Here is a 26,282-nt window from a genome sequence, read left to right as displayed (position 1 = left end):
GAAGTTCTGGAATCGATTCTCGTACGGCTTTTTTCCTGAAGCCAATATAGAATTGGTCTGACTTGATACCTTAAAGGTATGCAACTGATTGACTGGAGGCCCCATGGAACTGCGGCACCTGCGTTACTTCCAGGTATTGGCTCAAACCCTCAACTTCACCCGCGCGGCCGAGTTGCTTCACATCGCCCAGCCGCCCTTGAGTCGGCAGATCCAGCAACTGGAGGACGAACTGGGAGTGATGCTGCTCGAGCGCGGCCGACCGCTGAAGTTGACCGACGCCGGGCGGTTTTTCCACGAACACTCCACCGCCCTGCTCGAACAACTGAACAAGGTCTGCGACAACACCCGGCGCATCGGGTTGGGTGAGAAAACCTGGCTGGGTATCGGCTTTGCGCCGTCGACACTGTATGGCGTGCTGCCGGAACTGATCCGCCGGTTACGCAGTGGCGAGCCGCTGGAGCTGGAGCTGGGGCTTTCTGAAATGACCACCCTGCAACAGGTGCAGGCGTTGAAGGCCGGGCGCATCGATATCGGTTTCGGTCGAATCCGTATCGACGACCCGGCCATCGTCCAGACCGTGCTCACCGAAGACCGCCTGGTCGCCGCCCTGCCCGCCGGGCATCCGTTGCTCGCAGGGCCCATCAGTTTGCGGGAACTGGCCAAGGAACCCTTTGTGCTGTACCCCGGCAATCCAAGGCCGAGTTACGCCGACCATGTGATTGCCCTGTTCGAGTCCTACGGCGTGAGCATCCACGTCGCGCAATGGACCAACGAACTGCAAACGGCGATCGGGTTGGTGGGGGCGGGAATCGGCGTCACGCTGGTACCGGCCTCGGTGCAGTTGCTGCACCGCGACGACATCGGCTTCACCCCGCTGCTGGAAGACAACGCCACCTCGCCGATCATTCTCAGCCGACGGGTGGGCGATGTATCGCCGGGGTTGAACCATTGTTTGCGGATGATTGATGAGCTGCTGCCACCAGCAGCGTAAGGCAATAGAACAGGCGATAATCACCTGTGGCGAGGGGGCTTGCCCCCGTTCGGCGGCGCAGCCGTCGCAAGCTGAGATGGTTTTAGGGCCGCTGCGCGCCCCAACGGGGGCAAGCCCCCTCGCCACAGGTCAGTGTTCACTGGGAACCTGGGGCAGCCCGCAACCCGCCCGGTGAAATTCGCAATGAGTGCGATCCAGTTCTCATTTCTGCAAGCGTCTAACGGGTGTTCCCGCCCCAGATCCAGTTCCAGAACCCCGGCAATTCGACTGGCTGCGAACCGTCGCGCACGGTGCGCGCCATGGCCGCCCGCTGTAACGCAGCCTGATCGTCGTAAAACGGCTTGTCGGCGGTTTTCACCCCGGTCTCCCGGGCGCTGTCGAGCAGAATCTGCAGGTATTCGCGGGTATGCCGGGCGGTATAGCGGTTGAGGTCGTGGAAGGTCACCACCACCGGAATCACGCCATCGACCACCGGCAACTCGCCGCGGGCAATGCGCTCGCGAACTTCGGACATCGAGCGCAGCATGTGCGACCGGCGCCGGGGGCTGGCGTTGAAGCCCCAGATCTTGCCGTCATTGGCGCTCAAGTCGGTGAGCAGTACATGCAGGCCATGCCGCTGATAAGCGGCGAAGGTGCGTTTGTCGTAGTTCCAGAATGGCGGGCGCAACAGGGTTGGCGCAGCGCCGGTAATCGCAGCGATGTCGGCGCTGCCATCGGTGAGGGCCTGCTCCAACACGGGTGGGTCAAGGGAACGATGATTGGTGTGCCGGGGTGTTGCCGTGTGAAAGCCCAGGATATGACCTTCGGCATGTTCACGACGCATGATGTCCCGGCCCAATTCGCTGCCACCGGCTCGCGGAGCGCGGGTTTGCACGAAGAACACGGCCTTGATGTCCGATTGCAGCGGGTTTTGCGCCAGGCTCTCCAATACAGTGACGGTCGGATTCCACCAACTCGAGGCACTGGGGCCGTCATCGAAGGTCAGCAGAAACCGGATGGGGGGTTGCGCCTGCAAACGCTGCTCGGTCCGCGGAGTCATTTCGATGGGTGCGGCGATACAGCCGAACAAACCCACTGCCAGGGCGCACACCGTTAAACACTTGAACAATCGTTTCATCTTTTGCCTTGGGCCAGACCATCACGGTCGATACTTCAATGGGCAAGGATCCTTCGCCCGCTCATCCGTCGTCGGCCCGCATCCAGACGACGGGCCGAGGTTGGATAGGGTACACAGGGTTTGGTTCCGGTGCTTGCCAGGCCCGTTTCGCCACGAGCAACTAAACTCAAAGCTTCGGTCGGAGCGTCTTAACCGGAGTGTCAGGCCATGTGCGGACGACTGTCGCAATACCGTGGAATCCACGACTTCGTAGCGGTGCTGAGCATCCCCGATGCGCTGATCAATCGCGTCGGCAACGAACCCCTGGGGCACTATAACGCCGCCCCCACCACGCAACTCGCCCTGCTGCACCTGGAGAATGAGCGCCTGCACGCCGATGCCGTGCGTTGGGGTTGGCGACCGCACTGGGCGACGGATCGCGTGGAGCCGGTCAATGCCCGGGTCGAGAAAGTCGCCCACGGCCCGTACTTTCGGGCGATCTGGCCCCATCGCGCGATCTGCCCGATTGATAACTGGTTCGAATGGGTCGACACCGGCGAGGCCAACAAACAACCGTGGCTGATTCGGCGACGGGACCGCGCCCCGGTTTTCTGCGCGGCCATCGGCCAGTACCCCATCGGTGGAGCGCCCCACAGGGAGCACGACGGTTTCGTCATTCTGACGGCCGACAGCGCGGGCGGCATGCTTGACGTGCATGACCGCCGACCGGTGGTGTTCTCACCCGAACTGGCGCGGGAATGGCTGGACCCGGCCACGCCCAGGGAGCGAGCCGAGGAAATGGCGTTATCCCAAGGCGAGGCCAGCGATGTATTCGAGTGGTACAAGGTCGACAGGGCCGTTGGCAATGTCAGGAACCAGGGCGCCACGCTGATCAAGGAAGTCCCATGAACTGATCAACCGCTGTAGGAGCGAGCTTGCTCGCGATGGACTCAAGAGCGCCGCGTTTAGCCAGTAAACACGCGTAATCGTTAACGACCATCGCGAGCAAGCTCGCTCCTACAGCAGCATTACGCTCAATGGCGGGGCTTCGTTGTATTCCCGTGCTGCTCAGAACTTGCGGTCAGGCTCTGACAGTTCCTTACCGTCGTCAGGATGCTTCCAGTCCGGTACCGAACGTTTCTGCTGCTCAATCTCTTCTTCCGTGGGTTCGTCCTCATCTTCTTCCGGGTCCGGTTGCTTGGGTTCATTGGCCATGTTCACCTCTCATCCTGAAGGGATCGGTCATCAACTTAAGCTTAGATCAGTTCCCCTGCCCCGCTCAGAGCCACCAGCGCAGCAAAAAGAAGAAGCCCATGCTCAACAGCATGCTGAGCAACGTATTGCGCGTGTAGAGCACCAGCCCGACCGCCACCAGCGAGCTGATCAGATAGGGATTGTCCCAGTGCAGATTCAGCTGTTTTTCCGGCATGAACACAATCGGCCCGCAGATGGCGGTCAACATGCCCGGTACGGCAAACCCGAGGAACTGCCGGGCATTGCTGCTCAAGCGTAGCGGCAGTCGCGGTTCCAGAAAAACATAGCGGTTGAGGAACACCAACACGCCCATTCCGATAATCACTGCCCAGACCATCATGTGCGTCCACCGTAGAATTTATTGCAGACAAACCCGGCGGTCATGCCCGCCAGCCCCGACAGCACCAGCGCCGAGCCCCATTGCCAGTAGCTGAACAGCACCGAGCAGAACAGTGACACCGCCACGCACACCACGGTCGGCACATTGCGCACCACCGGGGTGATCAGGGCGATGAAGGTCGCCGCGATGGAGAAATCCAGGCCCAGGTGTTCAAGGCCGGGAATGCTGCTGCCGAGCACAATGCCCGCCAGGGTGAACAGGTTCCAGGCGATGTAGAACGTCAGGCCCACGCCCAGGGCGTACCAGCGGTTGAACTGCTGTTTGTCGTGCTGGCTGGTCAGGGCGAACAACTCATCGGTGAGCAAGAACCCCAGGCCCGCGCGCCAGCGCCCCGGCAATGGCGAAATCACCGAGCGCATGCTCATCCCGTAGAGCAAATGCTGGGAGGTCAGCAGCAGCGTGGTCAGCAAGATCGAAAAAATCCCGGCACCGCCCTTGAGCATGCCGATGGCCACCAGTTGCGCGGCACCGGCAAACACAATGCTCGACAGGCCCTGGCCTTGCAGGGGCGTGAGGTTGGCTTCGATGGCCATGGAACCGGCCAGCAAGCCCCAGGGCGCGGTGGCCAGGGACAACGGCATGATCGCCGCTGCGCCGCGCAAAAAGGCACTGCGCGGCATGATTGAGTTGGACATAACGTTCTACAGACAGGGATAGACCCCAGACTGTGCCAGCAGTCGCGGCCGAAGGCTTGAACAATCTTGCTCACTGATACGTGGCGTGCCATTCATCGGCTGCCCGCTTGATTCGCCAAAGTGCTAGCAACATGATGGCCCTGCATTTTCATCGAGGCAGGCCCTTCATGAGTTCAGTGGAAACCGACAGCGACGTTTATAAAACCCTGCTTGAATCGACCCGGGCGATTCCCTGGCGCATCGACTGGAAAACCATGACGTTCAGCTACATCGGGCCACAGATCGAAGAACTGCTGGGCTGGAAACAGCACAGCTGGGCGTCGGTCAATGACTGGGTCGAGCGCATGCATCCGGATGACCGCGACTACGTGATGGACTTCTGCGTCTCGCAATCGCGCGCCGGTATCGATCACGAGGCCGACTATCGCGCACTCACCGAAAGCGGCGAGTACGTCTGGATCCGCGATGTGGTGCATGTGGTGCGCAAGGACGGCGAAGTCGAGGCGCTGGTAGGTTTCATGTTCGATATCAGCGAGCGCAAGAAAACCGAAGAGCACCTGATCCGCCTGCAAAAGCAGCTTGAAGAGTATTCCTTCCAGGACGGCCTGACCGGCATCGCCAACCGGCGCATGTTCGACACCGTGCTGGAGCGCGAGTGGAACAATGCCCAGCGCACCGGCTTGCCATTGTCGGTGATCGTGCTGGATATCGACTACTTCAAGCAGTACAACGACCATTACGGCCACATCAAGGGCGACGAATGCCTGCGCCGCGTTGCGCAAACCTTGTCCCTGGCGGCGAACCGGCCACGGGATTTCATTGCGCGGATCGGCGGTGAAGAGTTTGTCTGGCTGCTGCCGGAAACCGATGCCGAGTCAGCGCGGCTGGTGGCGCACAAGTGTCTGCACCTGATTCGTCAGCAGCAGATCCCCCATGAATTCTCGAACGTGTCGAAGCTGCTGAGTATCAGCCTCGGCGTTGGCACCACCCTGGCGTCGATGCACGCGACGGCCCTGGAATTCGTCGAACAGGTCGATCATCTGCTGTACAAGGCCAAGCACAATGGCCGAATGCGCGCCGAGTACGCCGATTTTCGTGATTGACAAACGGCGCGCCGGCTTTTAAAACTGAGCGCCTCACTCAGGGTGTAAGCAAGTATGTCCGCAACCTTCAATCTCGACTCTTCCGTCATTGGCTTGATTGCCAAGGCGCAAGGTTGCGTTGCGCACGCCCTCAAATCGAAGAAACAGTCGCTCATGTGACCGGGGCGCGCTGTCCCGTCAGATGAGCTGACAGGACATTGAGCGCGACGGACCACCCTCCCCTTGCTTACTCTCCTTCCATGCCCCTGACGGTGACGAATTCGGTCAACCATCAGGAGAAAGTGCATGTCAGCGTTTCAAGGTATCTGGGTTCCACTGGTCACACCATTCCACAACGGCGCCATCGATTTTGTCGGCTTGCGCCGGCTGGTCAGCCATCTGCTGGAAAAAGGTGTCGACGGTCTCATCGTTTGCGGCACCACCGGCGAACCGGCGGCGATGGGCAAGCATGAGCAACTGGCGGTGCTCGATGCGGTGCTGGAACTGGCGCCGGCGCAACAGGTGGTCATGGGCCTGGCCGGTAACAACCTGACCGAGTTGTTGCAGTTCCAGAGCGAGATCCTCAAGCGCCCGGTGGCTGGCCTGCTGGTGCCGGCACCGTATTACATCCGCCCTTCCCAGGCCGGCCTCGAAGCGTTTTTCCGCACGGTCGCCGATGCCTCCAGCGTACCGCTGATTCTCTACGACATCCCATACCGTACCGGCGTGACCTTCGAACAGGCGACCCTGCTCAACATCGTCGCCCACGAGCGGATCGTCGCCATCAAGGATTGCGGCGGTAATTTTTCCAACACCCTCGCCTTGCTCAACAGCGGCCTTGTCGACGTGCTGTGCGGCGAAGACAACCAGATCTTCAATGCCCTGTGCCTGGGCGCCAAAGGTGCGATTGCCGCGTCGGCGCATGTCCATCCCGAACTGTTCGTGCAGTTGCACCGGCAAATCCGCGACAACCAATTGGCCGAAGGCCGCGCCACGTTTTTCCGTTTGCTGCCACTGATCAACAGCCTGTTCCTGGAGCCCAACCCGGCCCCGGTGAAAACCGCACTGGCCCTGCAAGGCTTGATCGGTGACGAACTGCGCACGCCCATGCAACGCAGCAGTGAACCGATGACCGAGCGTTTGAAGGGTGTGCTCAGCGCATTGGGCCGCGACAATCGATAGAGCAACGGCCTGCGGCCCGAGTAACATGGAGCGATTCGTTCAGCCTTCAGGGGCACCGACATGCTGTACCGAATCGCCGCCGACGGGCTGATGCTGTTTCACTTGCTGTTCATCGTGTTTGTGTTGTTCGGCGGGTTGCTGGTGCTCAAATGGCGCCACCTGATCTGGTGGCACCCACCGGCCGCGCTGTGGGGTATGGCGGTGGAGTTCTTCCACCTGCCCTGCCCGCTGACCGACTGGGAAAACCGCATGCGCCATGACGCCGGGCAAACCGGCTATGGCGGAGGATTCATCGAGCATTACATTTGGCCGGTGATTTACCCGGCGGGGCTGACGCCGGCTATTCAACTGTGGCTGGCCGCTGTGGTACTGGCACTCAATGTGCTGGTTTATCTTCGAGTGTTCAGGAAATGGAAGTGCCTCTGAAGGATCGCAGTCTGCGGCCGCTCCCTTTCCAGAGCAAAGAGTTGAATCGGGTGATTAATTTGTAGGAACCGACTCACTCGATAAATGGAAAAGGAGCTGAAAACGCAGGAAAAATCCGACTTAACAATCCATCTACAATCGTCAACAGTACCCCCCCTATTACGGAAAATTTAAACTGCAAAGGGGGCATCATGAGTCGCACCACACCGTCAGTCACTGGCGACGCTTCGACATTCGATCGATTACAAGCTATCTGGAAAGAAATCCTCAACCACCAGGCCATCTCGGCCGACAGCCATTTTTTTGAATGCGGCGCGACTTCCCTGTCGGTCATGATGCTGCTTGGCAAAATTGCCAACCTGTTCAATGTTGACCTGACCCCCAAAGATATTTTCGACCATCCGACGCTGGCTCAGCAGACGAGGCTGCTCAACGGCAGCGCACGCCAGGGTAGTGAAAACAGCCTATTGCTGGACGCCCACGTCTGGCGCAAGCGAGAAGGTGAAGATACGCCCGGACTGGCTCAACGCGAGATCCTTGAAAAGCCCAACGAAACCCCAGCCTATCTGGAAAATGTGGTGATGGCGTTTTACATTCGCGGCGAATGTTCAGTGGCCAGGGTTCGCGAAGCCTTCGGCGCCGTACTTGAACAGCAACCGGCGTTACGTTGCAGTTTCGAATTCAACGCTCACGATCAGTGGCGTCGTTCACAACACGCCCTGGATGAGTTCCCGTTGCCTTTTCACCTGATAAACCTGGCGCTTGAAAGCGATATCAGCCGAACCGTGACAGATCTGATCGCTGAAGAAACAGTGACCGCTTTTGACCTGAAACATCCACCGTTGATCCGGGCAACCTACCTTGAATGCCAAGGGACAGACGACGTGCTGATCATCACTGCCCATCACATTGCATTCGATGGCTGGTCAGGTGCGGTACTGATGGACCAGCTTTGCGCGCACTATCAGTCATTACTCGCCACCGGCGTGCCTGACAAAGCCAAATACTGCCTGCAATACGCAGATTATACCGATGCCCAACATCAACGTTTGGCTGAAAACCTGCTGGATAAACATAACGATTTTTGGCAAAAGACACTGAAACAACTGCCCGAACCCTTTCCACTGCGCGGCGCTATTGAGCGGCCCCGGCAATTCACCTATCGCAGTGCCGTTCTACCGCTTAATCTGGATGTGCAATACCCCGCAATCGCGCAATTGTGCAGCCGAACGGGCTTCAGCCTTTATACCGTTATCCTCACTGCGTTCCTGGTTTCTCTCGCCAGAAACACAGGCACGACCGACCTCTACGTACGTTCTCCGGTGGCTAACCGGACCGACGCGGCCCTGGAGCCGGTAGTGGGGTATTTTGTTCACCCCATGGTGATTCGCCCCCGGCTTTGTGAATGGTCTCCTTCTCTGTTGCTGCTGGAGCAGGTCAACCATTGCGTGTTGGATGCCTATGGCCACGCCATGCTGCCGCCGCATATTTTTGAGGCGCACTGCTCGCCCCGCGCTGTCGCTTACGGCTCCCGATTTCCCTATTGGTATAACCACCATAACTATCCCTCGCGGCAGCGCCAATTAGGCACATCACAGCTCCACGGTATCGGGGTTCCATCCAGCGGGATCAAGACCGATGTTTCGCTTAACACACTACGTACCGAAAGCGGATTGGTCGGTAGTCTTTCCTACTACCGTGACGCCATTTCTGAAGATTGTGTGCAAGCCCTGTTGGTCAGTTTCAAGCAGGTATTGAATGAGTTACTTGCCATCCCACCCGGCGTACTTCTCGGCGACAGCACCAACTTCAACCAGGAAGGCACCGGTAACCAGGCAACCGGGTTGCAGCAATAATCGCGTAGTGGCCCTTGTGGGGATGGTCGCGATCTTTATTGCCGCATACGGAACACAGGGAACGCATATTCTTCTGTAGATACCGTATGGCCCCTCAAGAATTTTGCACATGCTGTCGACAGAAGACCCGGCGCTGCTCGAGGCCATCCGTGAAACCGGCAACCTGTCGCGGGCGGCGGCACACCTGGGCAAAGCGCTGTCGACCGTGTCCTATGCGGCGTGGCAACTGGAGGAACGCTTCGATGCATTGCTGTTCGACCGCCGCCGCTACCGTTTGCAACTGACCCCGGCAGGCGAGCTGCTGGTCAACGAAGCGGCGCGGCTGATGCAGGACGTCTCGCGCCCGACCCAACGGGTCCAGCAAGTCGCCTATGGCTGGGAGAGCCGCTTGTGGATCGTCACCGACGAACTGCTGGAGTTCGAGACCTTGATTCCGGTGATCGACGAACTCGACGCACTGCACAATCCGGCGTATCGCTGCGCATAACCCAGGAAGTGCTCAAAGGAGCCTGGGGAGGCCCTGCGCGAAGGCCGCGCGGACCATGCGCGCAAAAATCCTCGCCAAGTGCAATGCACTGGTGGTGGGCTGGCTGCTCAGGAACCGGGTTGGCTCGCTGCTGAAAACGGCACGCTGGTTGAAAAGCCGATGGCCGCCCCCGAGAGCCGAACATCCTGTACGCCGGTTGGCGTGGCGACCATGACGGTCGCGCCCTGGGCTGGTGGCTGGAGCAGCTGAAGAAATCGTACCTGGCTACCTGACTGGTCCAGGGAACGGACCGGTTTGTCTGACGCCCGACGTTCAGTTGGCGATCACGCTCATGTTTCGCCCACTGGCCTTGGCCACGTACAGCGCCTTGTCTGCCGCACCAATCAGGTCTTCGGGGCGGACCGGGGACGCGGCATTGCTGGCACAGACGCCGACACTGACAGTCACGGTGCCTTCCGGGCTGTCACTGTGGGCAATGTCGGCCTGCAGTACCGCACGGCGGATTTTCTCCGCCACCAGAAATGCCCCCACATAGTCGCTGCCGGGCAGCACCACGGCAAACTCTTCGCCACCATAGCGGGCGGCCAGGTCACCGGGACGCTTGATGCTGTCCGTGATGATCGCACTGACCTTGCGCAAACACTCGTCACCGGCCAGGTGGCCGTAGCGGTCGTTGAACGGTTTGAAATGGTCGACATCAATCATCAACAGCGCCAATTCGGACTGGCTGCGTCGGGCACGGCCCATTTCGGCATCGATGAAAGCATCGAGCTGACGGCGGTTGGCCAGCCCCGTCAGCGCGTCCTTGAGGGCCAGGCCTTCGAGGTTGCGATTGACCTCCAGGAGCTTGTCCTGGGTGTCCAGCAACTCGACCTGCACCAGGTTCTGCTGTTTCATCAGTTTGATAAGCCGAAACCCCAGTACCCCGAGAAAACCCAGCAACAGCGTGACGATGCCGGTGCTGAGCAGCGTCTCCTTGCGCCAGCTGCCGAGCACCTCATCCTTGTTCAACGCGGTAAAAACGATCAGCGGATAACCCTCGACCCGGCGATACCCTATCACCCGCTCGACACCGTCGATGATCGACCTGATCGTCGCCGTCCCCGCGTCGCCCTTGGGCAACAACTGGGTGAACAACGGGCTCTTGGCGAGGCTGGTGCCGATGTCCGCCTCCTTGAAGGGTCTGCGAATGACAATGCTGGCATTGTCGGCGATCAGGTTGATCACGCCGTTACTGCCCATGTCGATGCTGTCGTAGAGCTGCAGGAAATGGCTGAGGTAAATCGTCGCCACCGCCACCCCGGCAAAGCTGCCGTCGGGATGATTGAACCGGCGCGAAACCGTCATGATCCATTCACCGCTCGAACGGCTCTTGATCGACGGCCCGATGTGCGGCCCACGGCTGGGGTTATCGCGATGGAAGGTGAAGTATTCGCGGTCGGAATTGTTGACGCCGGTTTGGCCGGCGCCGTTGGAATTGGCGATCCATTGCCCTTTTTCGTCGAAAACGAACACGCCATGGAGCTGACTCAACTCACTGCGCTGGGCATTGAGCAATGCCGGCAGCCGGGATTGATCCACACCCTCGTGCTCCAGCCGATCGACCAGGGTGAACAACAGTGTGTCGGCCTGCTTGATCGTTGCCTGCGCTTGCGATGCCAGGGTCTGCGCAAGGTTGGACATCGTCACTTCCTTGTCATGCAGGTAGTACTGGCGCGAGCTCCAGGCTTCCCAGATCACGATAGCCACCATCGACAGGCACACTGCGAGCAGCAGGATCACCGCCGAGCGGACCTTGAGCCGGGGCACGGCTGGCCGGAGCATTTCAATATGATCGTTGATCGATGGATGTCCCATGGTGCTCCCTGATTGTCTGTGACAGGGCGATTCTTCCTGATCGCCTCTTTTGCTGACTATGCCTGATACAGGCTCGCAATGATGTTAGCGCGACGCCTGCTTTACCGCCTCCAGCCACGCCGGATCCAGTCGCGTCTGTTCGGTGTCGATGCCCAGCGCTTGCATTCGTTCCTTGTGCTGATCCATTTCGCGGAGCAACTGGCCGTGGTCGCTGGAGTTGCCATCGAGTTGATGCATCTGGTTCAACCCCAAATGGTAGAAACGCAACAGCTTCATCGCAACCGGATCGCCCTTTTCCACGGCCGTCGTTACATGATGCATGACATTGGTAACGCTCATCAGGCTGCGCTTGAGTTGCCAACTGTAGACCGCCGGCGCCATCCATTCCTGGCGCCAGAACACCTTGCGCATCAACGCTGCCATCGCCAGCACCGCAACGAACACGCCACCGGCATTGAAGCGCAGATTGTCGCCTCCCGGCGTGCCGAACAGAGCCACCGCCGCCGTGGACAGCACCATCGCCAGCGCCAGAAAGATCAGGGCAATGATGACCGTGCTGCGCCGGGTCTGTTGCCGGTAGGTCTGGGCGTTCATCGGCTGGATTTCGAACATTGCGTCGGGTTTCCTGAGCTTCAATGGTAAAAAGGGGTCTGAGGCAAAAAGACTGCGGGCCATTATCGCCTCTGCGCAGGATTTAGCTATGCTGGGGCTCCTTTTCATCTTTTCATCGTCAAGCAGGGACATGGCGAGACAGCGCAGTTCGTGCCATCTTCTTTCATGAATACACATTATTCGGATGCCATTCGTTGTTGTTGTGTGAATGACATCGTTTTAAGGATCATTGAATGACCCAACGCCAAGTTATCAACGCCTCCGTCAGTCCCAAAGGCAGCCTGGAAACACTCTCGCAACGGGAAGTCCAGCAATTGAGCGAAGCCGGTTCCGGCAGCACCTACACCCTCTTCCGCCAGTGCGCCCTGGCCATCCTCAACACCGGCGCCCATGTCGACAACGCCAAGACCATCCTTGAAGCCTACAAGGATTTTGAAATCCGCATTCACCAGCAGGACCGTGGCGTGCGCCTGGAACTGCTGAACGCCCCGGCCGACGCCTTCGTCGACGGTGAAATGATCGCCAGCACCCGGGAAATGCTGTTCAGCGCCCTGCGTGACATCGTCTACACCGAAAACGAACTCGACAGCCAACGCATCGACCTGAGCAGCTCCCAGGGCATCAGCGATTACGTCTTCCACCTGCTGCGCAACGCCCGCACCCTGCGTCCTGGCGTCGAGCCGAAGATCGTGGTGTGCTGGGGCGGGCACTCGATCAACACCGAAGAATACAAATACACCAAGAAAGTCGGCCACGAACTGGGCCTGCGCAGCCTGGACATCTGCACCGGTTGCGGCCCCGGCGTGATGAAAGGCCCGATGAAAGGCGCCACCATCGCCCACGCCAAGCAACGCATCCACGGCGGCCGCTACCTGGGCCTGACCGAACCCGGAATCATCGCCGCCGAGGCGCCGAACCCGATCGTCAACGAACTGGTGATCCTGCCGGACATCGAAAAACGCCTGGAAGCCTTCGTCCGTGTCGGCCACGGCATCATCATTTTCCCGGGCGGCGCCGGTACGGCCGAAGAGTTCCTGTACCTGCTGGGCATCCTGATGCACCCGGGCAATGAAGGCCTGCCCTTCCCGGTCATCCTCACCGGGCCGAAACACGCCGCGCCGTACCTGGAACAACTGGACGCATTCGTCGGTGCGACCCTGGGCGAAACCGCCAAGCAGCACTACCAGATCATCATCGATGACCCGGCCGAAGTGGCGCGGCAGATGACCCAGGGCCTCAAGGCGGTCAAGCAGTTCCGCCGCGAGCGCAACGACGCGTTCCACTTCAACTGGCTGCTGAAAATCGACGAAGGCTTCCAGCGCCCGTTCGACCCGACCCACGAAAACATGGCCAACCTGAAACTGAGCCTCGACCTGCCGTCCCACGAACTGGCAGCGAACCTGCGCCGCGCGTTCTCCGGCATCGTCGCCGGCAACGTCAAGGACAAGGGCATCCGCCTGATCGAAGAACACGGGCCGTACCAGATCCGTGGCGACGCGGCGATCATGCAACCGCTGGACCTGCTGCTCAAAGCCTTCGTCGCCCAGCACCGGATGAAACTGCCGGGCGGCGCGGCGTATGTGCCGTGTTATCGGGTGGTGGCATAACCCTTTCGGTGTAATAACGCCAACATGAGCTTTACCGTCGCGAGCCGCAGTGAAAGCTGCGGTTCGCGGCACTCTATGGAAAGAAAAAAATGCGCCAACGTAATTCCGCCAGACTGCTGGTGATCAATCCCTCGCAACAGGTTCTGCTGTTTCACTTCCAACACAAAAACGATGCCCTCGCTGGCCAAAGCCACTGGGCGACACCCGGTGGGGGGCTTGAGCAGGGTGAATCCTTCGAGGCTGCGGCGGTTCGTGAACTGTTTGAAGAGACGGGTTTACTCATCGACACGGTGGGTCCGAGCGTTGCAGAACGCAGTTTTCCGATGATGCTGCCAAGCGGCGAAACGGTGTTGTCCGTTGAGCGCTATTTCGTGGTTCGTACCGACAGTGAACACCTGTCCCGTGAGGGATGGACGGCTAACGAAGTCCGAGTAATGGCTGACCATAAATGGTGGTCGGTGGCAGAGCTGCAAGAGACCCGAGAAACGGTGTGGCCGGAGCAGTTGATCACGATGCTGGAAAACGCCTGAAGCGTGCAAGCCAACACAACCCCTGTGGCGAGGGGGCTTGCCCCCGTTCGGCTGCGCAGCAGTCGCAAATCCACTCAGCGCGGTCAGCCTGAAAAACCGCATTGCCTGATTTTGGGGCCGCTGCGCAGCCCAACGGGGGCAAGCCCCCTCGCCACAAAGGTTCTGTGTTTAGTCCAATGGGGCAACATTATCCAGAGCGCGGTTGACCGCCAGGTCGGCCAGCATGATCACCTGCTGGATGCCCAACAGCATGCTGCGTTGCGGGCCGTCCAGAAACGTGGCGAAATCAGTCGCCATCACGCTTGCTGAAGCCAGCGATTCACAGGCGTGGGCCAACAGGGTTTCGGTGTCGATGTTCGGGGCGATGACGAACATCGTGCTGGGATTGTGGGGGGCGATGCTTTTGAGGATGGCAGGTTTCAGGTGGAGAGTTGATGCACGCTGACTGGTATCGGCTTTTGATTCGGGGGGATTTGGCGTGGGTTTGACCATGACGAAGCTCCTTGATTGATGGAGCCGCCACAATTCGCTGCGAAGCGAAGAAGGTGGCGGCCATACGCGGGTTCGCAGACCGGGAATCAAGGAACCCGGCAGACCCGAAAGTCTCCCGCGCACAGCCGCCATAACGCAAAACAGTGGGCGAACAAAAGCGCCAACTGCAAGGAAACGGTGGCGCTGAGCGCCTTGATTAACCTGGGCTGCGAAACCCGATCGCTGAATTTGCAGCGACCCGGCAACGATAGAATCAGGGTCCAAGGCCCACAAGCCGGCGGATTCTGGCGTAGATGTAGGCAACGACGCAAGGCGGTGTAGCCTCACTCCTGGTCCTACAGCCGCCTCTGACATCCACAAATTCCTGTGGTGTGAGCCAACGGATTATCGTTGGTTGTAAGACCGCCATCGCGAGCAAGCTCGCTCCCACAGAAGAGCAAAAAGCAGAGCATCCCGCACCACCGCGTCGCTTCTCACCACTCATCAGGCCGAGCGTTAGCTCGCCTGCAGCTCTTGATCTTGATCCACCCGCCCCCTCGGCAGGCTGAGTGGAGGTGTTCATCCGGGGATTGGCGCGCAGCGCCGTTCGACGCAGTCGAACACATTGCATGTAGGTGCAGCGAAGCAAACCGGAGGGCGATGCCCCCGGATGAATGCCGGAGCGAAGGAACCCCGAGCCTCAGCGAGGGGCCGTACGTAAGGGGCGAGACTTTTTGGTTCCTTTTGTGTCGTTTGACAAAAGGGACTCGCCGTAAGGGCGAAACCGCCAGCCGCCGTTACCGCAGCAATGGATATGTACACGGTCAACAAAAGACAGGTCGGCTGTCAGGCCGCCTTCGCGAGCAAGCCCGCTCCCACAATTGGACCGGGTACATTTGGCGGAAATGTGTTGGCTGAAGGTTCAAGGCTGCAATGCCTGGGGCCCGGTGGACTGTGCTTTCGGCGGCCCGTCGGTACCTTCGAAGGAGACTTTCTCGGCCACGAACTGCCAGTCCTTGTAGCTGGCCATGCCTTTGAAGTCCGCCCACTGGCTGGGAAAGTTCTCTTGCTTGAGCGGCTTCTGCTCGGACGGGCAGTACACACCGCTGATCCGCCCGTCGAAATCACGCATCAGCTCCCATTCGCCACCTGTCATCGGCTCCGGGTACAACTGCCGCAGATGATGCCTGGCCGACGGAAAACGCTCGTCCTGCAACAGGTCCTTGAGTTCTTTCGGATACTGGGCCATACCGGGCGAACTGCGGTAATAGCTGCGCAGCGCCTGGGCATATTGCGTACCGACCCAGAGCAACTGGTTTTCGCGATCGCGGCGCGCAGCGGTGGCCCACAACTCGCCGGCACTGGCCAGGCCCATGCCCAGCACGACGACCAGAAACAGCACGCCCAGGTAGGTGAAGCCGTCCTGGTTCGAAGGTTTACCACTCGGAATACAGGCTGCCATCACGCGCCCTCCCGCTGGCCCCACTCTTGATATCGGCCACCCCGCCCGCCACGCCATCCGGTGGCGCGACTATGACCCAGGTGTCCTTGCGCTCGGCAATCGGGTCCAGCGGCTGGTTGCGCAGGTAGCGCAGTTCGACCAGCTGTTCGATGGAATCGGGATAACGCCCGGTGTCTCCATAGTAATGATCCAGCGCCTCGCGCATGGACGACAGGCTCTGATGCAAGGTGGTCTCTTTGGAAGCTTCCAGGCTGCTGAAGTAGCGTGGCAAGGCGATCGTCATCAGGGTCGCGATGATTGCCATGACCACCATCAGTTCAATCAGGGTAAAGCCCTTTTGCCGACGCATATGCTCACCACTCTCGGTAGGCGATGCCATTGAGGCCCTTGCCGCGGGCCTTGGAGTAAACGTCAAAGACGTCCTGGCCCTCGCGCGGGTTCTCAGCCGAACTGTCATAGGAACGCAGGCCCCAGCCGCCCTCGTCGTCACGCTTGACGGCTGCCAGCGGGTCACGGGGGATACGTCGCAGGAAGTAGAACTTGGCGCCCTTTGCGCTGCGCGTGTCACGCACACCCTCGACCAGTACCTGCAGGTTCGGCGGGTAGCCGCTGCTGTCGAGCGACTTCTCGATGTAGCCCGCGTCGAAGGCTTGTTTGTAAGCGTCGATGGCATCGCGGATCTGGTACAGCGCGGTTCGCAGGTCCTGCTCTTTGCCCCGACGCACCACGGTCTCGGTCAGCGGTGCGGCCATGCCGGCCAGCAGGCCGACCAGGGCGAGCGTCACCACGACTTCGACCAGGGTAAAACCGCGTTGCGAGGCGTTCATGATCAAGGCTTCCCGACGGTAACGGTGGTGGCGATCGGGGCGGTCATGGGGTTGACCTGAACCGTGGTGCTCATCGAACGGTCCGGTGCCTGGATGTGCATGCTGGTTTCGGTACCGGTCGGGAATTCCATGTCCGACGGACTCTGGTACGGCAGATTGCGCACGATCCGCGGGGTGATCGACAGCACCAGTTCGGATTTGATGACGTCGTCCCTGTTGCTGCCGAACAGGCGACCCAGGCCGGGAATGTCGCCAAGGCCGGGAATCTTGTTGCCGGTGGCGCCGTGGTCGTCGCGCACCAGACCGGCGAGGATCTGGGTTTCGCCGTCATGCAGACGCAAGGTGGTCTGGGCGTTGCGGGTATCGACCTGGACCGGAATGGTGCCCTGAGCGGTCGGTGTCAGCGGCGTGGCGTTACTGACTTCCAGCGCGATCTTGATCGCCACTTCGTTGTTCAGGTGCACGATGGGCTGCACTTCGAGCTTCAGACCGACGTCGAGGTAGGTCACGCTTTCGGTGATCACCGGGCCCTGGGTCGAAGGCACCGAGGTGGCGCTGATGATCGGCACGCGCTGACCGATGTGGATGCGCGCCTGTTCGCGGTTGCTGACCCGAATCACGGGGCTGGCCAGGGTATTGATGTCCTTGTCCTGGGCATTGATCTTGGCCTGGGGCGATGGCGAGATCGTGATGCGGCCGGAGTTGATGCCCTTGAGCTGATCGAGAAGGGTCACCGCCGATCCGTCGCTGTTGACCACGCCGAAGGTGTTTGGCCATTGCAGGCCAAGGTCGAGAATGCGCTGGCGGGCGACTTCCATCACTTCCACTTCCAGCACCACTTCCGGGTTGGACTGGTCCTGCGATTGCAGGAGTTTTTCCGCCATGCGCACAGCGTCACCGGTATCGCGCATGGTCAGGGTGTTGAGGCGCTCATCGACGAACACGTCGCGGGTCTTGAGCATGGTCTTGATCATGTTCAACGCCGTGTTGGCATCGATGCTGGTCAGGTAGAAGGTGCGCATCACCAACTCCTGGTAATCCTTGAGTTTCTGCGGCGAGTCCGGGTAGATCAGCACGGTGTTTTCATTGACCACTTTCTGATGCAGCTGGTTCTGTTGCAGCAGCAGATCCACGGCGTCTTCGATACGCACGTCACGTACGAAGATCGTGGCTTTCATGTCCGGGCGCAGGTCCTTGTCGAAGATGAAGTTCAGGCCGGCGACCTGGGACAGCACTTCGAAAATGGTCTTGAGGTTGGCATCGCGAAACTCCAGGGTCACCGGCCGGTCAAGGCGCGTGCGCAGTTGTGGGTACTGCACCACGTTGCGGCTCTGCACCAGGCGGATGCTGCCTTGCAGTTCCAGGGCGCCTTCGTTCTTCGGGTCCAGTTCGAGAATCTGTCTGACCTGGCGGTCGGCACCATAGATGTCACCGCGACGCAGGTCGCCACGGGCCAGTTCGAGTTTCTCATCCATGCTGCGCAGGTAGTCGAGCTGGCGCAGGGAATCCTGGGCACGACGGTTGTTCGGTTCGATGTTCAAGACCCGGCTGTAAGTCATGCGGGCCCCGGCGAAATTACGCTGGGTGCGGTCCATGTCGGCCTGGGTCAGCAGCGCCGTCACGGCGCGGGCCCGTCCGCTGTTGAGAGCCATGTGCAGTTCGGTATCGCGAGGGTTTTCCCGCAATCCTTCTTCGATGCGCGCCAGACCGGCTTCATACTGGCCCGATTCGATCAGGGCCGAAGCTTCATCCCTGGCAACCTGCGCCGAACTGCATGCGGCCAGCCCCGCGCAGAGACAAAGGCTCATCAGCAAACGGGATTTGTTCATTCCGTACTCCCCACAGACAAGGTCTGCGCCAAATGCAGAGGCAGGTAGACCAGGCTCAGTTCCTTATCGGAAATCCGCTCGATCCGCCAGGTTTCGTCGATGACATCCCCTTTGCGCACGACGTATATTTTTTCGCCGCTCTGCAAAAACACCTGCAGATCGGAACGGTCATCCAGCCTGCCGACAAACTGGAAGGGCAACGGTGGTGCAGTGGGGACTTGCACCACAGGAGTAACGACTACCGGTTGTTCAGTGACGGTGCCCGGGGCCATCGCCGCTATCCAGCTGCGGGCGGCGAACAGGTCGCCTGCCGGGCTCAGGTCCTTGATCGGCGCCAGCGCAGCGGCGCTCGATGCAGCCGTCGATGCGACAGGGGTCTTGCCCTTGGCTGGCGTAGCCACGGTGGCCACCGCAAGGTCGCTGTCGCCGGCCTGATTGAAGTATTCGGGGAGCCAGGCGAGCGCTGCCGCTACACCGAAGAACGCCACCCAACCCGACACTCGTTTGGTATTCATCATGACCTCGACAAGTAAAGGGTCATGCGGATCCGCCCGGTCAGGTCGGTATCGGCGATATTCTTGCGCTGTAGCTCCACATCCTCGAGCACCACCGCCGGCAACTGGCCGAGCAAGGCGTGCAGGAAACGCCGCAGTTGCGGATAGCTGCCACGTACCGGCAGCAGAATCTGATAACGGGCCAGCTGGGTCTTGGGGTCCACGCCCAGGGAGTATTCACCCCGGGACAAGGTGATGCGTTCCTGGGCGGCCAGGGCGTAGATCTTGTCGATGGCCACGGTGGCCTGGGGCTGGGACGGCAACTTGCTGCGAAAATCGTCGAGCTGGCGCTGCGGCACCACCGGCGCGGCCACGCTGCCGTCTTCGACCTTGGCCAGGTACTCGGTGGCTTCGCGAGTCTGCTGGCTGAGGCTCTGCAGCGACTCCCAGTCCGGCAGCAATCCCACCAGGCCATAGCTCAGCGCCAGCACCAGCATGGCCATCCCTGCCAGCCCCGGAATGCCCAGGCCTTGCAGGTATTCGTGGACGATCAATTTATGGATTTGCATCGCCGATCTCCCAGGTAGCCGACAGGTTGAACTGCACCGGGTGTTCCGGCACGTTGGCGACAATTTCGTGGCTCAGCAGCGATACGTCGGACAGCTCGTCGCTGGCTTCGAGACGGCGGTGGAAATCGAGCATGGCGTCCAGGTCCAGTGCCTCGGCGCTGATCCGCACCTGGCCCTTGCGGGCGTCCGGGGTCAGGGTCAGCAGGGCAATGTTGTCCCGCGGCATGGCTTCGAGGGTGGCGAACAGGCGTTCCCAAGGGCGGCGCAACTGCTGGGAGACCTTGCGCATTTCCGCCAGGTTATGCGCCTGCTCGCGAATTTGCGCCGGGGTCAGGCTGAGCTTGCTGCCGGTATCGCCGGTGAGCACTCGCTGTGTGATTTGCAGATGACCTTGCTGTTGTTCGGCTTCGTGGCTCAGGTGCTGTTGCACCAGCAGGCAGGTCAGTGTCAGCACCACGCCACCGGCCAGCAGGCTCCAGCCCAAGGGGCCTGCACGGCGGCGCGGCTGAAAGTCGAGCATCAGGGGGCGCATGTCAGGCCACCGCCCGAGACATGAGGTACAGGCAATCGCGTACGGCTGTCCGGTCTTCTTCGAGGGTGCGCAGATGCACACCAGGCACGTCAGGAGGCGAATCGATGCGCGCCGGTGCATGCAGGTAGACATTCAACGGCCGTTCGCTGCTGGAAGCCTGCAACTGGTGTTCACGACCGATCAACGCGGTCAGCGCCGCATCGCTGTCGCTGCTGCCCACCGATCGCACCGAGGTCCAGCGCCCCTCCCTGGCCAGCAGCAACACGCTGCGCACCGGTTCGGCGACCACGAACAGGAAATCCCCGGCCTCAAAGCTTTTATCGAAATGGTTGAACGCCGTCATCAGGTACGGCTGCACCGAACGCAAGCGCAAACCGCGAGCCCTGACCAGGGCGCGCAGGCGTTCGAGCAAGTCCTGTGGCAGCGCGGTGGCGATGCGGTCGTAACCGGCGGGTTCGGCCGAGAGCACCAGGCTCCAGGGTTGTGTCGGGGCACCGTAGAGGTCTTCGAAACACAGTTGGGCGAAGCCGAGCAATTCGGCCGGGCTACTGATCTGCTCACTCCAGGGCACCAGGCAATAGCGGCTGAAGTGCCCGGAGATCACCACCGTCAGTTCCGCCCTGGCAACGGTGTGTTCGGCCAACAAACGGTCGAGGGTATCGAGGGCCACCGTCCAGGCCTGGAAGCCTTCGTCAATGTAGCCGACGCTGCCCAGCCAGTGGGTTGCAGCACCTTGCCGCTGCCCCAGGCCAACACCGCTTGCGCCGAGCACGGCGACAAATTGCTCACGAGATAAAAGTGACACGATTGATCTCCTCGAGAGTCGTCCGGCCTTGTTCCACCATCTCCAGCGCCGACTCGCGCAACAGGCGCAAGCCACGTTTGCAGGCGTGCGCCTTGATTTTCGAAATGGGTTGGCGCTCGACGATCATTTGCCGCAATTCGTCGTCCAGGTGCAGCAACTCGGCAATTGCGCTACGCCCGCGATAACCGGTGCCCCGGCAATGTCCGCAGCCCTTGCCATGGACGAACCGGTAGTGAGCGACCTTTTGCGGATCAAGCCCCGAGACCTCCAGCTCTTCTTGCGTCGGGCTGTAGGGGCTGCTGCAACTGGTGCAGACCAGGCGGATCAAACGCTGGGCCAGTACGGCATTGAGTGCCGAGACCAGGCTGTAGGGATCGATTTCCATCTGGGTGAAACGGCCGATGACGTCGAACACGTTGTTGGCGTGAATGGTGGTGAACACCAGGTGACCGGTGAGCGCCGATTGCACGGCGATCTGTGCGGTGTCCGGGTCGCGGATTTCACCGACCATGATCTTGTCCGGGTCATGGCGCAGGATCGAGCGCAGGCCCCGGGCGAAGGTCAGGCCTTTCTTCTCGTTGACGGGGATCTGCAGCACGCCCGGCAGTTGATATTCCACCGGGTCTTCAATGGTGATGATCTTGTCCACGCCGTGATTGATCTCGGTGATCATCGCGTACAGGGTAGTGGTCTTGCCGCTACCGGTCGGCCCGGTCACCAGCACCATGCCGTAGGGTTCGGCGGCCAGCCGGCGCAGTTGGCGCAGGGTTTCTTCTTCAAAGCCCAGGGCCTGCAACTGCACGCCACAGACCTTGTCCGCCAGGTCCTGTTTGTCGAGTACCCGCAGCACCGCGTCTTCGCCGAAAATGCTCGGCATGATCGACACCCGGAAGTCGATCTGCCGGCCGCTGATGCCGATCTTGAAGCGACCATCCTGGGGCACGCGTTTTTCGCCGATGTCCAGTTCGGCCATGACCTTGACCCGGGAAATCACTTGCTCGGCGAACTCGCTGCCCTGGATTTTGCTGATGTTGTTGAGCACGCCGTCGATCCGGTACTTGATCACCAGGCCGCTGCCGGTGGTGCCGAGGTGGATGTCGCTGGCGTGCATTTTCAGCGCGTCGTACAGGGTCGAGTTGACCAGTTTGACCACGACGCTGGAATCTTCGCTGATGCTGGTCAGGGACAGGCTTTGCAGGTTATCGGTTTCGGCGCCGGCGTCGCTCTGGGCGTTGAGCGACTCCACCGCATGGAAGCTTTCTTCGTGACGCGCCAGATAGGCCTTCAGGTCATCGGCATGCACCAGGTACAGCGGCGCGCCTTGCAGGCACTCATCGATCCAGGCCAGGCGTGCACTGTCGAAGGGGTCGGCGAACACACCGATGACCGCATCGTTGTGACGCAACAGGGTGAATTCGCGCTTGAGGCATTGGGCCAGGGTCACCCGGTCGAACACCGGCGTGGAATTGAACAGGCTGTCGGTGTCGAGCACCGGGTAGTGCAGGGTTACGCCGAGGCATTGAATGAAAGGCATGGGAGCCAGTGCGCACAGCCGCCCCAGGGCGTCCAGCATCCGCTCGCCGGAACTGGTGGCCAGGGCTCGGGCCTGGGCCAGTTGCTCACTGGTAAAACGAGTCGGTGAACATTCCGGTTGCGCCGGATCTACGGCAAAGGATAGACGGTCCATGGCTTGCTCTCCTACGCCCGGGGCTTTGGGCCCTGTCGGCGCGGCGAGCCATTCGGCGGAGGCCGGAACGTCTTGTCGCGCCACTACTCCCCGGTGAGCAATTGTTCGTCGTCTGGCGCCTTGGAGGCCGATGTACTTTTTCGGCGATCTGCCAGCACCCAGCTACCGTCGTACAACTGCAGCGGGAAACTCTCGGTCCTGCTCTGGCGTCGTTCGACAAAGCCTTCGGAAGTGCTCACCCCCACTTTGGGTTCGCGTTGCCTGCCCAGAAGATCAAGCACGGCACGGGCCAATTCCGCCAATGGAAACGGTTTGAACAGGATATGGCTGACGCCCAGTTGCCGGGCCCGCTCGCAAACCTCTGCGGTTGGATGCCCTGTGATCAGCACGAAATGACACTTCCTGTTCTGGCGGACGGCATCGAGCACCTGAAAGCCTTCCATATCGGGCAAGCGGTAATCGAACACCATCACATCGGGCGCGAAATCATCGGCTTCAGCGATTCCTTTCGCACCGTCGTGGGCAATCCGGACTTCCAGTGCTTGCGCCTGCAGGTAACCCTGGAGGTTCTCCGCCAGCAACTGTTCGTCATCAACAACCAGTACTTTATTCAACAAGGTGGACTCCTTGAAACCGCAGGTCCGGATTTTGAACCTGACGGAGTGCGCGTCCTGACAGGACTAACGCACACTTCATGCCAGGCTGGGCACCGGTAATTTGAGGACTTCATGTCCTTGAATTTAAAAAACAATGCCTTTTCGTAGCGCAGTTCCATCCCCCAAAAACGGGGAAAGCGACGTGATTGGCACTGGACTTTTCCCCCCACTGTTGGGGAAACCCCCTATTGATCGGCAATCCGTTCGATTCGATTGCGCGAGCGCAATGGCGCCGACGCCCTCATCCCGGTTAAGCGTAGCCCTGCGGTTTCGCCAGTGGAAGCGTCTGCACCGGGCGGTATCGAGTTTCATGATCGGCCTCCAGTCAGGGCGTGGCAGCAATGGGTTTATAGGGTGCGACCAGATAGAAACGCTGGCCCGGCAGATCCACCGTGACGATATGGGCACCGCTCAAGCCCAGGCGCCGGCCCGGACCAAAGCTGATCAGCGGTGTCAGCCCGGTATCGAAGTCACGCAAGCCTTCCAGGGCCCTGACCAGCTTCTCGCGACTGGCATTGCGCCCGGCCTGCTTCATGCCTTCGCTGAGCAGCATCATCGAACTGAACGCGCCCACTTGCAGCACCGCATGCTGGCCACCGAGGCCCTGGTGTTCGCGCAACTGGGTCAAGGCCAGGCGCCCAGCCTGAGTCCAGTCGCTGGGCACGAACGGATAGGCCAGGAACACCCGTCGGGAAAATCCGCTGGGCACCTGCATCAGATTACCCGCCACCTGGTTCGAGGCGGCGAACAGGTAAGGCACCTGCCCCGCCGTTTGCAAACGCTCGGCCAGACGACTGAAGCCGCTGCTGCTGCCCAGGTAAAACACCGAGCGCGACCCCAAGGGAAAATCATCCCCGGCCGGGTCATAGGCTTGCAGGCGCACCTTTTGCCAGGCGTGCCCCTGCAAGTACTTGCCGAGCTCCTGCGCCGCCAGCCGTTGGCCGGGTTCGTCCGGGTAGGCGATCAGCGTCGGCCCCTGAAGCACCCGCAGGCTCGCACTGGCGTAGTTGGCCAGGGCGATCAATTGGTCGCGAAGGCCCGGCAGTGGCTCGAATATCTGCGGGCTGGTGTGGAGCGTGCCCTGCAAGGACAGCGGCCCGATCAGGGGAATGCCGGCCTGTTCCAGACGCATGGCGAAGTTCAGGTCCAATGCCGGCGCCATCGGTGCGATCAGGGCAAACACCTGCTCTTCATTGATCAACCGGTCCAGCGCCTTTTCGGCACTGGCGCGGTCGGCGCCGGGGTCGAGGATGGTCAGGCGCAACTGCCGGCCATGAATTCCGCCCGCCTCGTTGATGCGCGCCACGCAGCCATTGAGCACCGCTGCCACCGTGATGCCCTCCTCGCCCAAGGGGCCGGAACCCGGCAACAACGTACCCAGGTGCAGACTGTCGGGGGCCAGTCCCGGAACGCGGTCTTCGGCCAGGTGCTTGAGGTACGCCGTGAGGTTGCGTTGATCGATCATCGACAACACGAACCGTGGCATCGTCGGATCGAGCCGATTGTTGCCCGGGTCGCGCCCCTCCTGCACCGCCCGCGCCAGGGTGATTTCGCTGTAGGCCGGATAACTGCGGCCGTTGATGTGCTGCTGGCCTTGACTGCTGGCCAGTCGCGACCAGCGCAGGTCCGGCGGTCGTACCTCGCCTTCCGGGCGCCCGAGGCCATCCTCGCCATGACAATTGGCGCACGGCAGGCGGGTGGCCGGCAGCAGCACGCCCTCTGCGCCGACCCGGACCATGATCGGTTCGCCGCTGGCCGACACGCCTTCGTGGTACAACCGTTTACCGGCACTTTCGCTGAGACTCAGCGGCAGCGCCTGGGCGGTGAGCGCGATGCTGCCGAAGAGCAGCAGGCCAAGGACGAGGGCAGTATTCATGGCCCTGGCTCAGCGACTGGCCACGGGCATTGTCAGCAACTGCAAGCGCTGGGCAATGGCGGCGGGACGGATTTTGCTCCAGCGCTTGTTCGCCACGTCACCGACGATCAACCGTGTGGAGTGCTGCAAGGGGGTCGGCACGATCTGGTCGATGCGACCCCATACAAGGTCCATTTGCACCTTGTCTTCGGTAAGAAAAAACCAGTGGGGCCCATCGATGCCCTGTTTCAAGGTGCAAGCCTTGAGTACCGCTGGAGTGTTGCGCAGCGGATCACTGGTAAGGGAGATAAAGGTGCTGCCGTTCTGGTCCTGCAAGGGTGTGTCGGGGAAGCAGGTTTTCCTGTCGATGGCGCTCATGGCTGGTGCTCCATGGCGATGGCGGTGTGCTTGGCGTGGGCGTTGCGTTCGCCTCTGAGCCTCTCGACGGCCCGGGCCAGCTCTGTCGGTTCGGTGAGACCGTAGTAGCGGGTCCAGTAGCGGTTGTTGCCGTCCCCCACCAGAATCAGTGGCGAGTGATTCTCGAAGTCACCGCTGTAGACGCCCAGGCCCTTGAGGGTGGCATCGACCGCCTGCGGCGAACCGGTCAGCCAGCTCCAGCCCGGCCCTTTCTGGAAGGTGCGGGCGTAGTCGTTCAGGCGTTGGGGATCATCATGCTGTGGGTCGATGCTGATGGACACCAATTGCACCTCGGTGCCGACCCGCGCGCCCAACTGTTTCTGCACCCTGCCCATGATCGAGGACATCACCGGGCAGACCGTGGTGCAACGGGTGTAAATGAAACCCATGACCACGATTTTGTTGCTGACCAGGTCTTTTTCCAGGTTGACGACCTTGCCGTTCTGGTCCAGCAGGGCCACGTCGGCAAATCTGATCCGGGCGTTCTCCGGGCTGGCGGTGCTGGCCGCCATGTCGTGCCCGGTGTGCTCGTCCGCCGAGTGAGCCAGCGCCTGGTCGATACCGAAGGCCAACAGGCAAAACGTCAGCAGGCCGCAATGCGCGAATCGGTCCATGTCGGTTTCCTCGTTAGTGGGTATCACCGGGATTGACCCGAAATTCCGG

At 60.7% G+C, this 26,282-nt stretch carries 27 protein-coding genes and 2 pseudogenes; 9 read left to right on the top strand and 20 right to left on the bottom strand.

Annotation, left to right across the window (positions count from 1 at the left end; all coding sequences use genetic code 11):
• Window positions 1-103 precede the first annotated feature (103 nt).
• Window positions 104-991: a LysR family transcriptional regulator gene (locus PspS34_RS10475; RefSeq protein WP_057715474.1), complete on the top strand. Its 888-nt coding sequence runs from the start codon at window positions 104-106 to the stop codon at window positions 989-991.
• A 217-nt stretch (window positions 992-1,208) separates the two neighbouring features.
• Here PspS34_RS10475 and PspS34_RS10470 read toward each other — a convergent pair whose 3' ends face one another.
• Window positions 1,209-2,108: a polysaccharide deacetylase family protein gene (locus PspS34_RS10470; protein ID WP_057715475.1), complete on the bottom strand. Its 900-nt coding sequence runs from the start codon at window positions 2,106-2,108 to the stop codon at window positions 1,209-1,211.
• A gap of 207 nt (window positions 2,109-2,315) precedes the next feature.
• Between PspS34_RS10470 and PspS34_RS10465 the strand changes: the two genes are divergently transcribed.
• Window positions 2,316-2,996 (top strand): SOS response-associated peptidase family protein, encoded by a 681-nt coding sequence (locus tag PspS34_RS10465; RefSeq protein ID WP_154862405.1) that lies wholly within the window; start codon window positions 2,316-2,318, stop codon window positions 2,994-2,996.
• Window positions 2,997-3,155: 159 nt separating this feature from the next.
• Here PspS34_RS10465 and PspS34_RS28260 read toward each other — a convergent pair whose 3' ends face one another.
• From PspS34_RS28260 to PspS34_RS10455, 3 genes are all read right to left on the bottom strand, one after another.
• Window positions 3,156-3,302, bottom strand: coding sequence for a hypothetical protein (locus PspS34_RS28260; protein ID WP_167362858.1), 147 nt, complete (start codon window positions 3,300-3,302; stop codon window positions 3,156-3,158).
• 64 nt (window positions 3,303-3,366) lie between these two features.
• Window positions 3,367-3,678: an AzlD domain-containing protein gene (locus PspS34_RS10460; RefSeq protein WP_167362889.1), complete on the bottom strand. Its 312-nt coding sequence runs from the start codon at window positions 3,676-3,678 to the stop codon at window positions 3,367-3,369.
• Window positions 3,678-4,376, bottom strand: a complete 699-nt coding sequence (locus tag PspS34_RS10455) for an AzlC family ABC transporter permease (protein WP_007978998.1) — start codon at window positions 4,374-4,376, stop codon at window positions 3,678-3,680. Before PspS34_RS10455 ends, PspS34_RS10460 begins: the two co-directional genes overlap by 1 nt.
• 167 nt (window positions 4,377-4,543) lie before the next feature.
• Between PspS34_RS10455 and PspS34_RS10450 the strand changes: the two genes are divergently transcribed.
• The 5 genes and pseudogenes from PspS34_RS10450 (at window position 4,544) to PspS34_RS28895 (ending at window position 9,681) form a co-directional block, all read left to right on the top strand.
• Window positions 4,544-5,479, top strand: a complete 936-nt coding sequence (locus PspS34_RS10450) for a sensor domain-containing diguanylate cyclase (RefSeq protein WP_090457832.1) — start codon at window positions 4,544-4,546, stop codon at window positions 5,477-5,479.
• 285 nt (window positions 5,480-5,764) lie between these two features.
• Window positions 5,765-6,640: a 4-hydroxy-tetrahydrodipicolinate synthase gene (gene dapA / locus PspS34_RS10445; RefSeq protein WP_159389670.1), complete on the top strand. Its 876-nt coding sequence runs from the start codon at window positions 5,765-5,767 to the stop codon at window positions 6,638-6,640.
• A gap of 60 nt (window positions 6,641-6,700) precedes the next feature.
• Window positions 6,701-7,066, top strand: a complete 366-nt coding sequence (locus tag PspS34_RS10440) for a DUF2784 domain-containing protein (RefSeq protein ID WP_102672564.1) — start codon at window positions 6,701-6,703, stop codon at window positions 7,064-7,066.
• A 191-nt stretch (window positions 7,067-7,257) separates the two neighbouring features.
• A complete protein-coding gene (locus PspS34_RS10435) occupies window positions 7,258-8,922 on the top strand; it encodes a condensation domain-containing protein (RefSeq protein ID WP_159389669.1) in 1,665 nt (554 codons plus the stop codon).
• Window positions 8,923-9,031: 109 nt separating this feature from the next.
• Window positions 9,032-9,681 (top strand): annotated as a pseudogene (locus PspS34_RS28895) (LysR family transcriptional regulator).
• A gap of 40 nt (window positions 9,682-9,721) precedes the next feature.
• Here the strand turns inward: PspS34_RS28895 and PspS34_RS10425 are convergent.
• Both PspS34_RS10425 and PspS34_RS10420 read right to left on the bottom strand, forming a co-directional pair.
• On the bottom strand, window positions 9,722-11,266 hold the full coding sequence (locus tag PspS34_RS10425) for a sensor domain-containing diguanylate cyclase (protein ID WP_154862402.1): 1,545 nt from the start codon (window positions 11,264-11,266) through the stop codon (window positions 9,722-9,724).
• 84 nt (window positions 11,267-11,350) lie between these two features.
• Entirely contained in the window at window positions 11,351-11,878 is a 528-nt protein-coding gene (locus PspS34_RS10420; protein WP_154862401.1) for a DUF3087 family protein, read from the bottom strand.
• A gap of 233 nt (window positions 11,879-12,111) precedes the next feature.
• Here PspS34_RS10420 and ppnN point away from each other — a divergent pair, with 233 nt between their 5' ends.
• A complete protein-coding gene (gene ppnN, locus PspS34_RS10415) occupies window positions 12,112-13,485 on the top strand; it encodes a nucleotide 5'-monophosphate nucleosidase PpnN (RefSeq protein ID WP_057715483.1) in 1,374 nt (457 codons plus the stop codon).
• Window positions 13,486-13,574: 89 nt separating this feature from the next.
• Window positions 13,575-14,015: an NUDIX domain-containing protein gene (locus PspS34_RS10410; protein ID WP_154862400.1), complete on the top strand. Its 441-nt coding sequence runs from the start codon at window positions 13,575-13,577 to the stop codon at window positions 14,013-14,015.
• Window positions 14,016-14,183: 168 nt separating this feature from the next.
• Here PspS34_RS10410 and PspS34_RS10405 read toward each other — a convergent pair whose 3' ends face one another.
• From PspS34_RS10405 to PspS34_RS10340, 14 genes and pseudogenes are all read right to left on the bottom strand, one after another.
• The gene (locus tag PspS34_RS10405) at window positions 14,184-14,507 is read right to left on the bottom strand and encodes a DUF6124 family protein (protein WP_057715485.1); all 324 of its coding nucleotides are present in this window, start codon (window positions 14,505-14,507) and stop codon (window positions 14,184-14,186) included.
• Window positions 14,508-15,408: 901 nt separating this feature from the next.
• A complete protein-coding gene (locus PspS34_RS10400) occupies window positions 15,409-15,948 on the bottom strand; it encodes a type II secretion system protein (RefSeq protein WP_154862399.1) in 540 nt (179 codons plus the stop codon).
• Window positions 15,923-16,297 carry a type II secretion system protein gene (locus PspS34_RS10395; RefSeq protein ID WP_057715487.1) on the bottom strand — a complete coding sequence of 125 codons (375 nt, stop codon included), beginning with the start codon at window positions 16,295-16,297 and terminating at the stop codon, window positions 15,923-15,925. Before PspS34_RS10395 ends, PspS34_RS10400 begins: the two co-directional genes overlap by 26 nt.
• A 4-nt stretch (window positions 16,298-16,301) precedes the next feature.
• A complete protein-coding gene (locus PspS34_RS10390; RefSeq protein WP_090454714.1) occupies window positions 16,302-16,775 on the bottom strand; it encodes a type II secretion system protein in 474 nt (157 codons plus the stop codon).
• Window positions 16,776-16,777: 2 nt separating this feature from the next.
• Window positions 16,778-18,604 carry a secretin N-terminal domain-containing protein gene (locus PspS34_RS10385; protein WP_090454713.1) on the bottom strand — a complete coding sequence of 609 codons (1,827 nt, stop codon included), beginning with the start codon at window positions 18,602-18,604 and terminating at the stop codon, window positions 16,778-16,780.
• A complete protein-coding gene (locus PspS34_RS10380) occupies window positions 18,601-19,119 on the bottom strand; it encodes a hypothetical protein (protein WP_159389668.1) in 519 nt (172 codons plus the stop codon). Before PspS34_RS10380 ends, PspS34_RS10385 begins: the two co-directional genes overlap by 4 nt.
• A complete protein-coding gene (locus PspS34_RS10375) occupies window positions 19,119-19,667 on the bottom strand; it encodes a GspMb/PilO family protein (protein ID WP_159389667.1) in 549 nt (182 codons plus the stop codon). Before PspS34_RS10375 ends, PspS34_RS10380 begins: the two co-directional genes overlap by 1 nt.
• Entirely contained in the window at window positions 19,654-20,199 is a 546-nt protein-coding gene (locus PspS34_RS10370) for a PilN domain-containing protein (protein ID WP_057715492.1), read from the bottom strand. The genes PspS34_RS10375 and PspS34_RS10370 overlap by 14 nt, the downstream gene beginning before the upstream one ends.
• Before the next feature lies 1 nt (window position 20,200).
• Window positions 20,201-21,004, bottom strand: coding sequence for a hypothetical protein (locus tag PspS34_RS10365; RefSeq protein WP_057715493.1), 804 nt, complete (start codon window positions 21,002-21,004; stop codon window positions 20,201-20,203).
• Window positions 20,985-22,691, bottom strand: a complete 1,707-nt coding sequence (locus tag PspS34_RS10360) for a GspE/PulE family protein (RefSeq protein WP_159389666.1) — start codon at window positions 22,689-22,691, stop codon at window positions 20,985-20,987. Before PspS34_RS10360 ends, PspS34_RS10365 begins: the two co-directional genes overlap by 20 nt.
• 83 nt (window positions 22,692-22,774) lie before the next feature.
• Entirely contained in the window at window positions 22,775-23,308 is a 534-nt protein-coding gene (locus PspS34_RS10355; RefSeq protein ID WP_102672812.1) for a response regulator, read from the bottom strand.
• Window positions 23,309-23,672: 364 nt separating this feature from the next.
• Entirely contained in the window at window positions 23,673-25,223 is a 1,551-nt protein-coding gene (locus PspS34_RS10350) for an ABC transporter substrate-binding protein (protein WP_159389665.1), read from the bottom strand.
• Between the two features lie 9 nt (window positions 25,224-25,232).
• Window positions 25,233-25,568, bottom strand: a pseudogene (locus PspS34_RS10345) (hypothetical protein); the annotation flags it as partial.
• Between the two features lie 8 nt (window positions 25,569-25,576).
• Window positions 25,577-26,233: an SCO family protein gene (locus PspS34_RS10340; RefSeq protein ID WP_150814701.1), complete on the bottom strand. Its 657-nt coding sequence runs from the start codon at window positions 26,231-26,233 to the stop codon at window positions 25,577-25,579.
• Between the last annotated feature and the right edge of the window lie 49 nt (window positions 26,234-26,282).

The sequence above is a fragment of the Pseudomonas sp. S34 genome, from assembly GCF_009866745.1.
GTDB lineage: Bacteria > Pseudomonadota > Gammaproteobacteria > Pseudomonadales > Pseudomonadaceae > Aquipseudomonas > Aquipseudomonas jessenii.
Note: the sequence above shows the minus strand (reverse complement) of the source record. Positions and strands in the feature narration are given on the sequence as shown.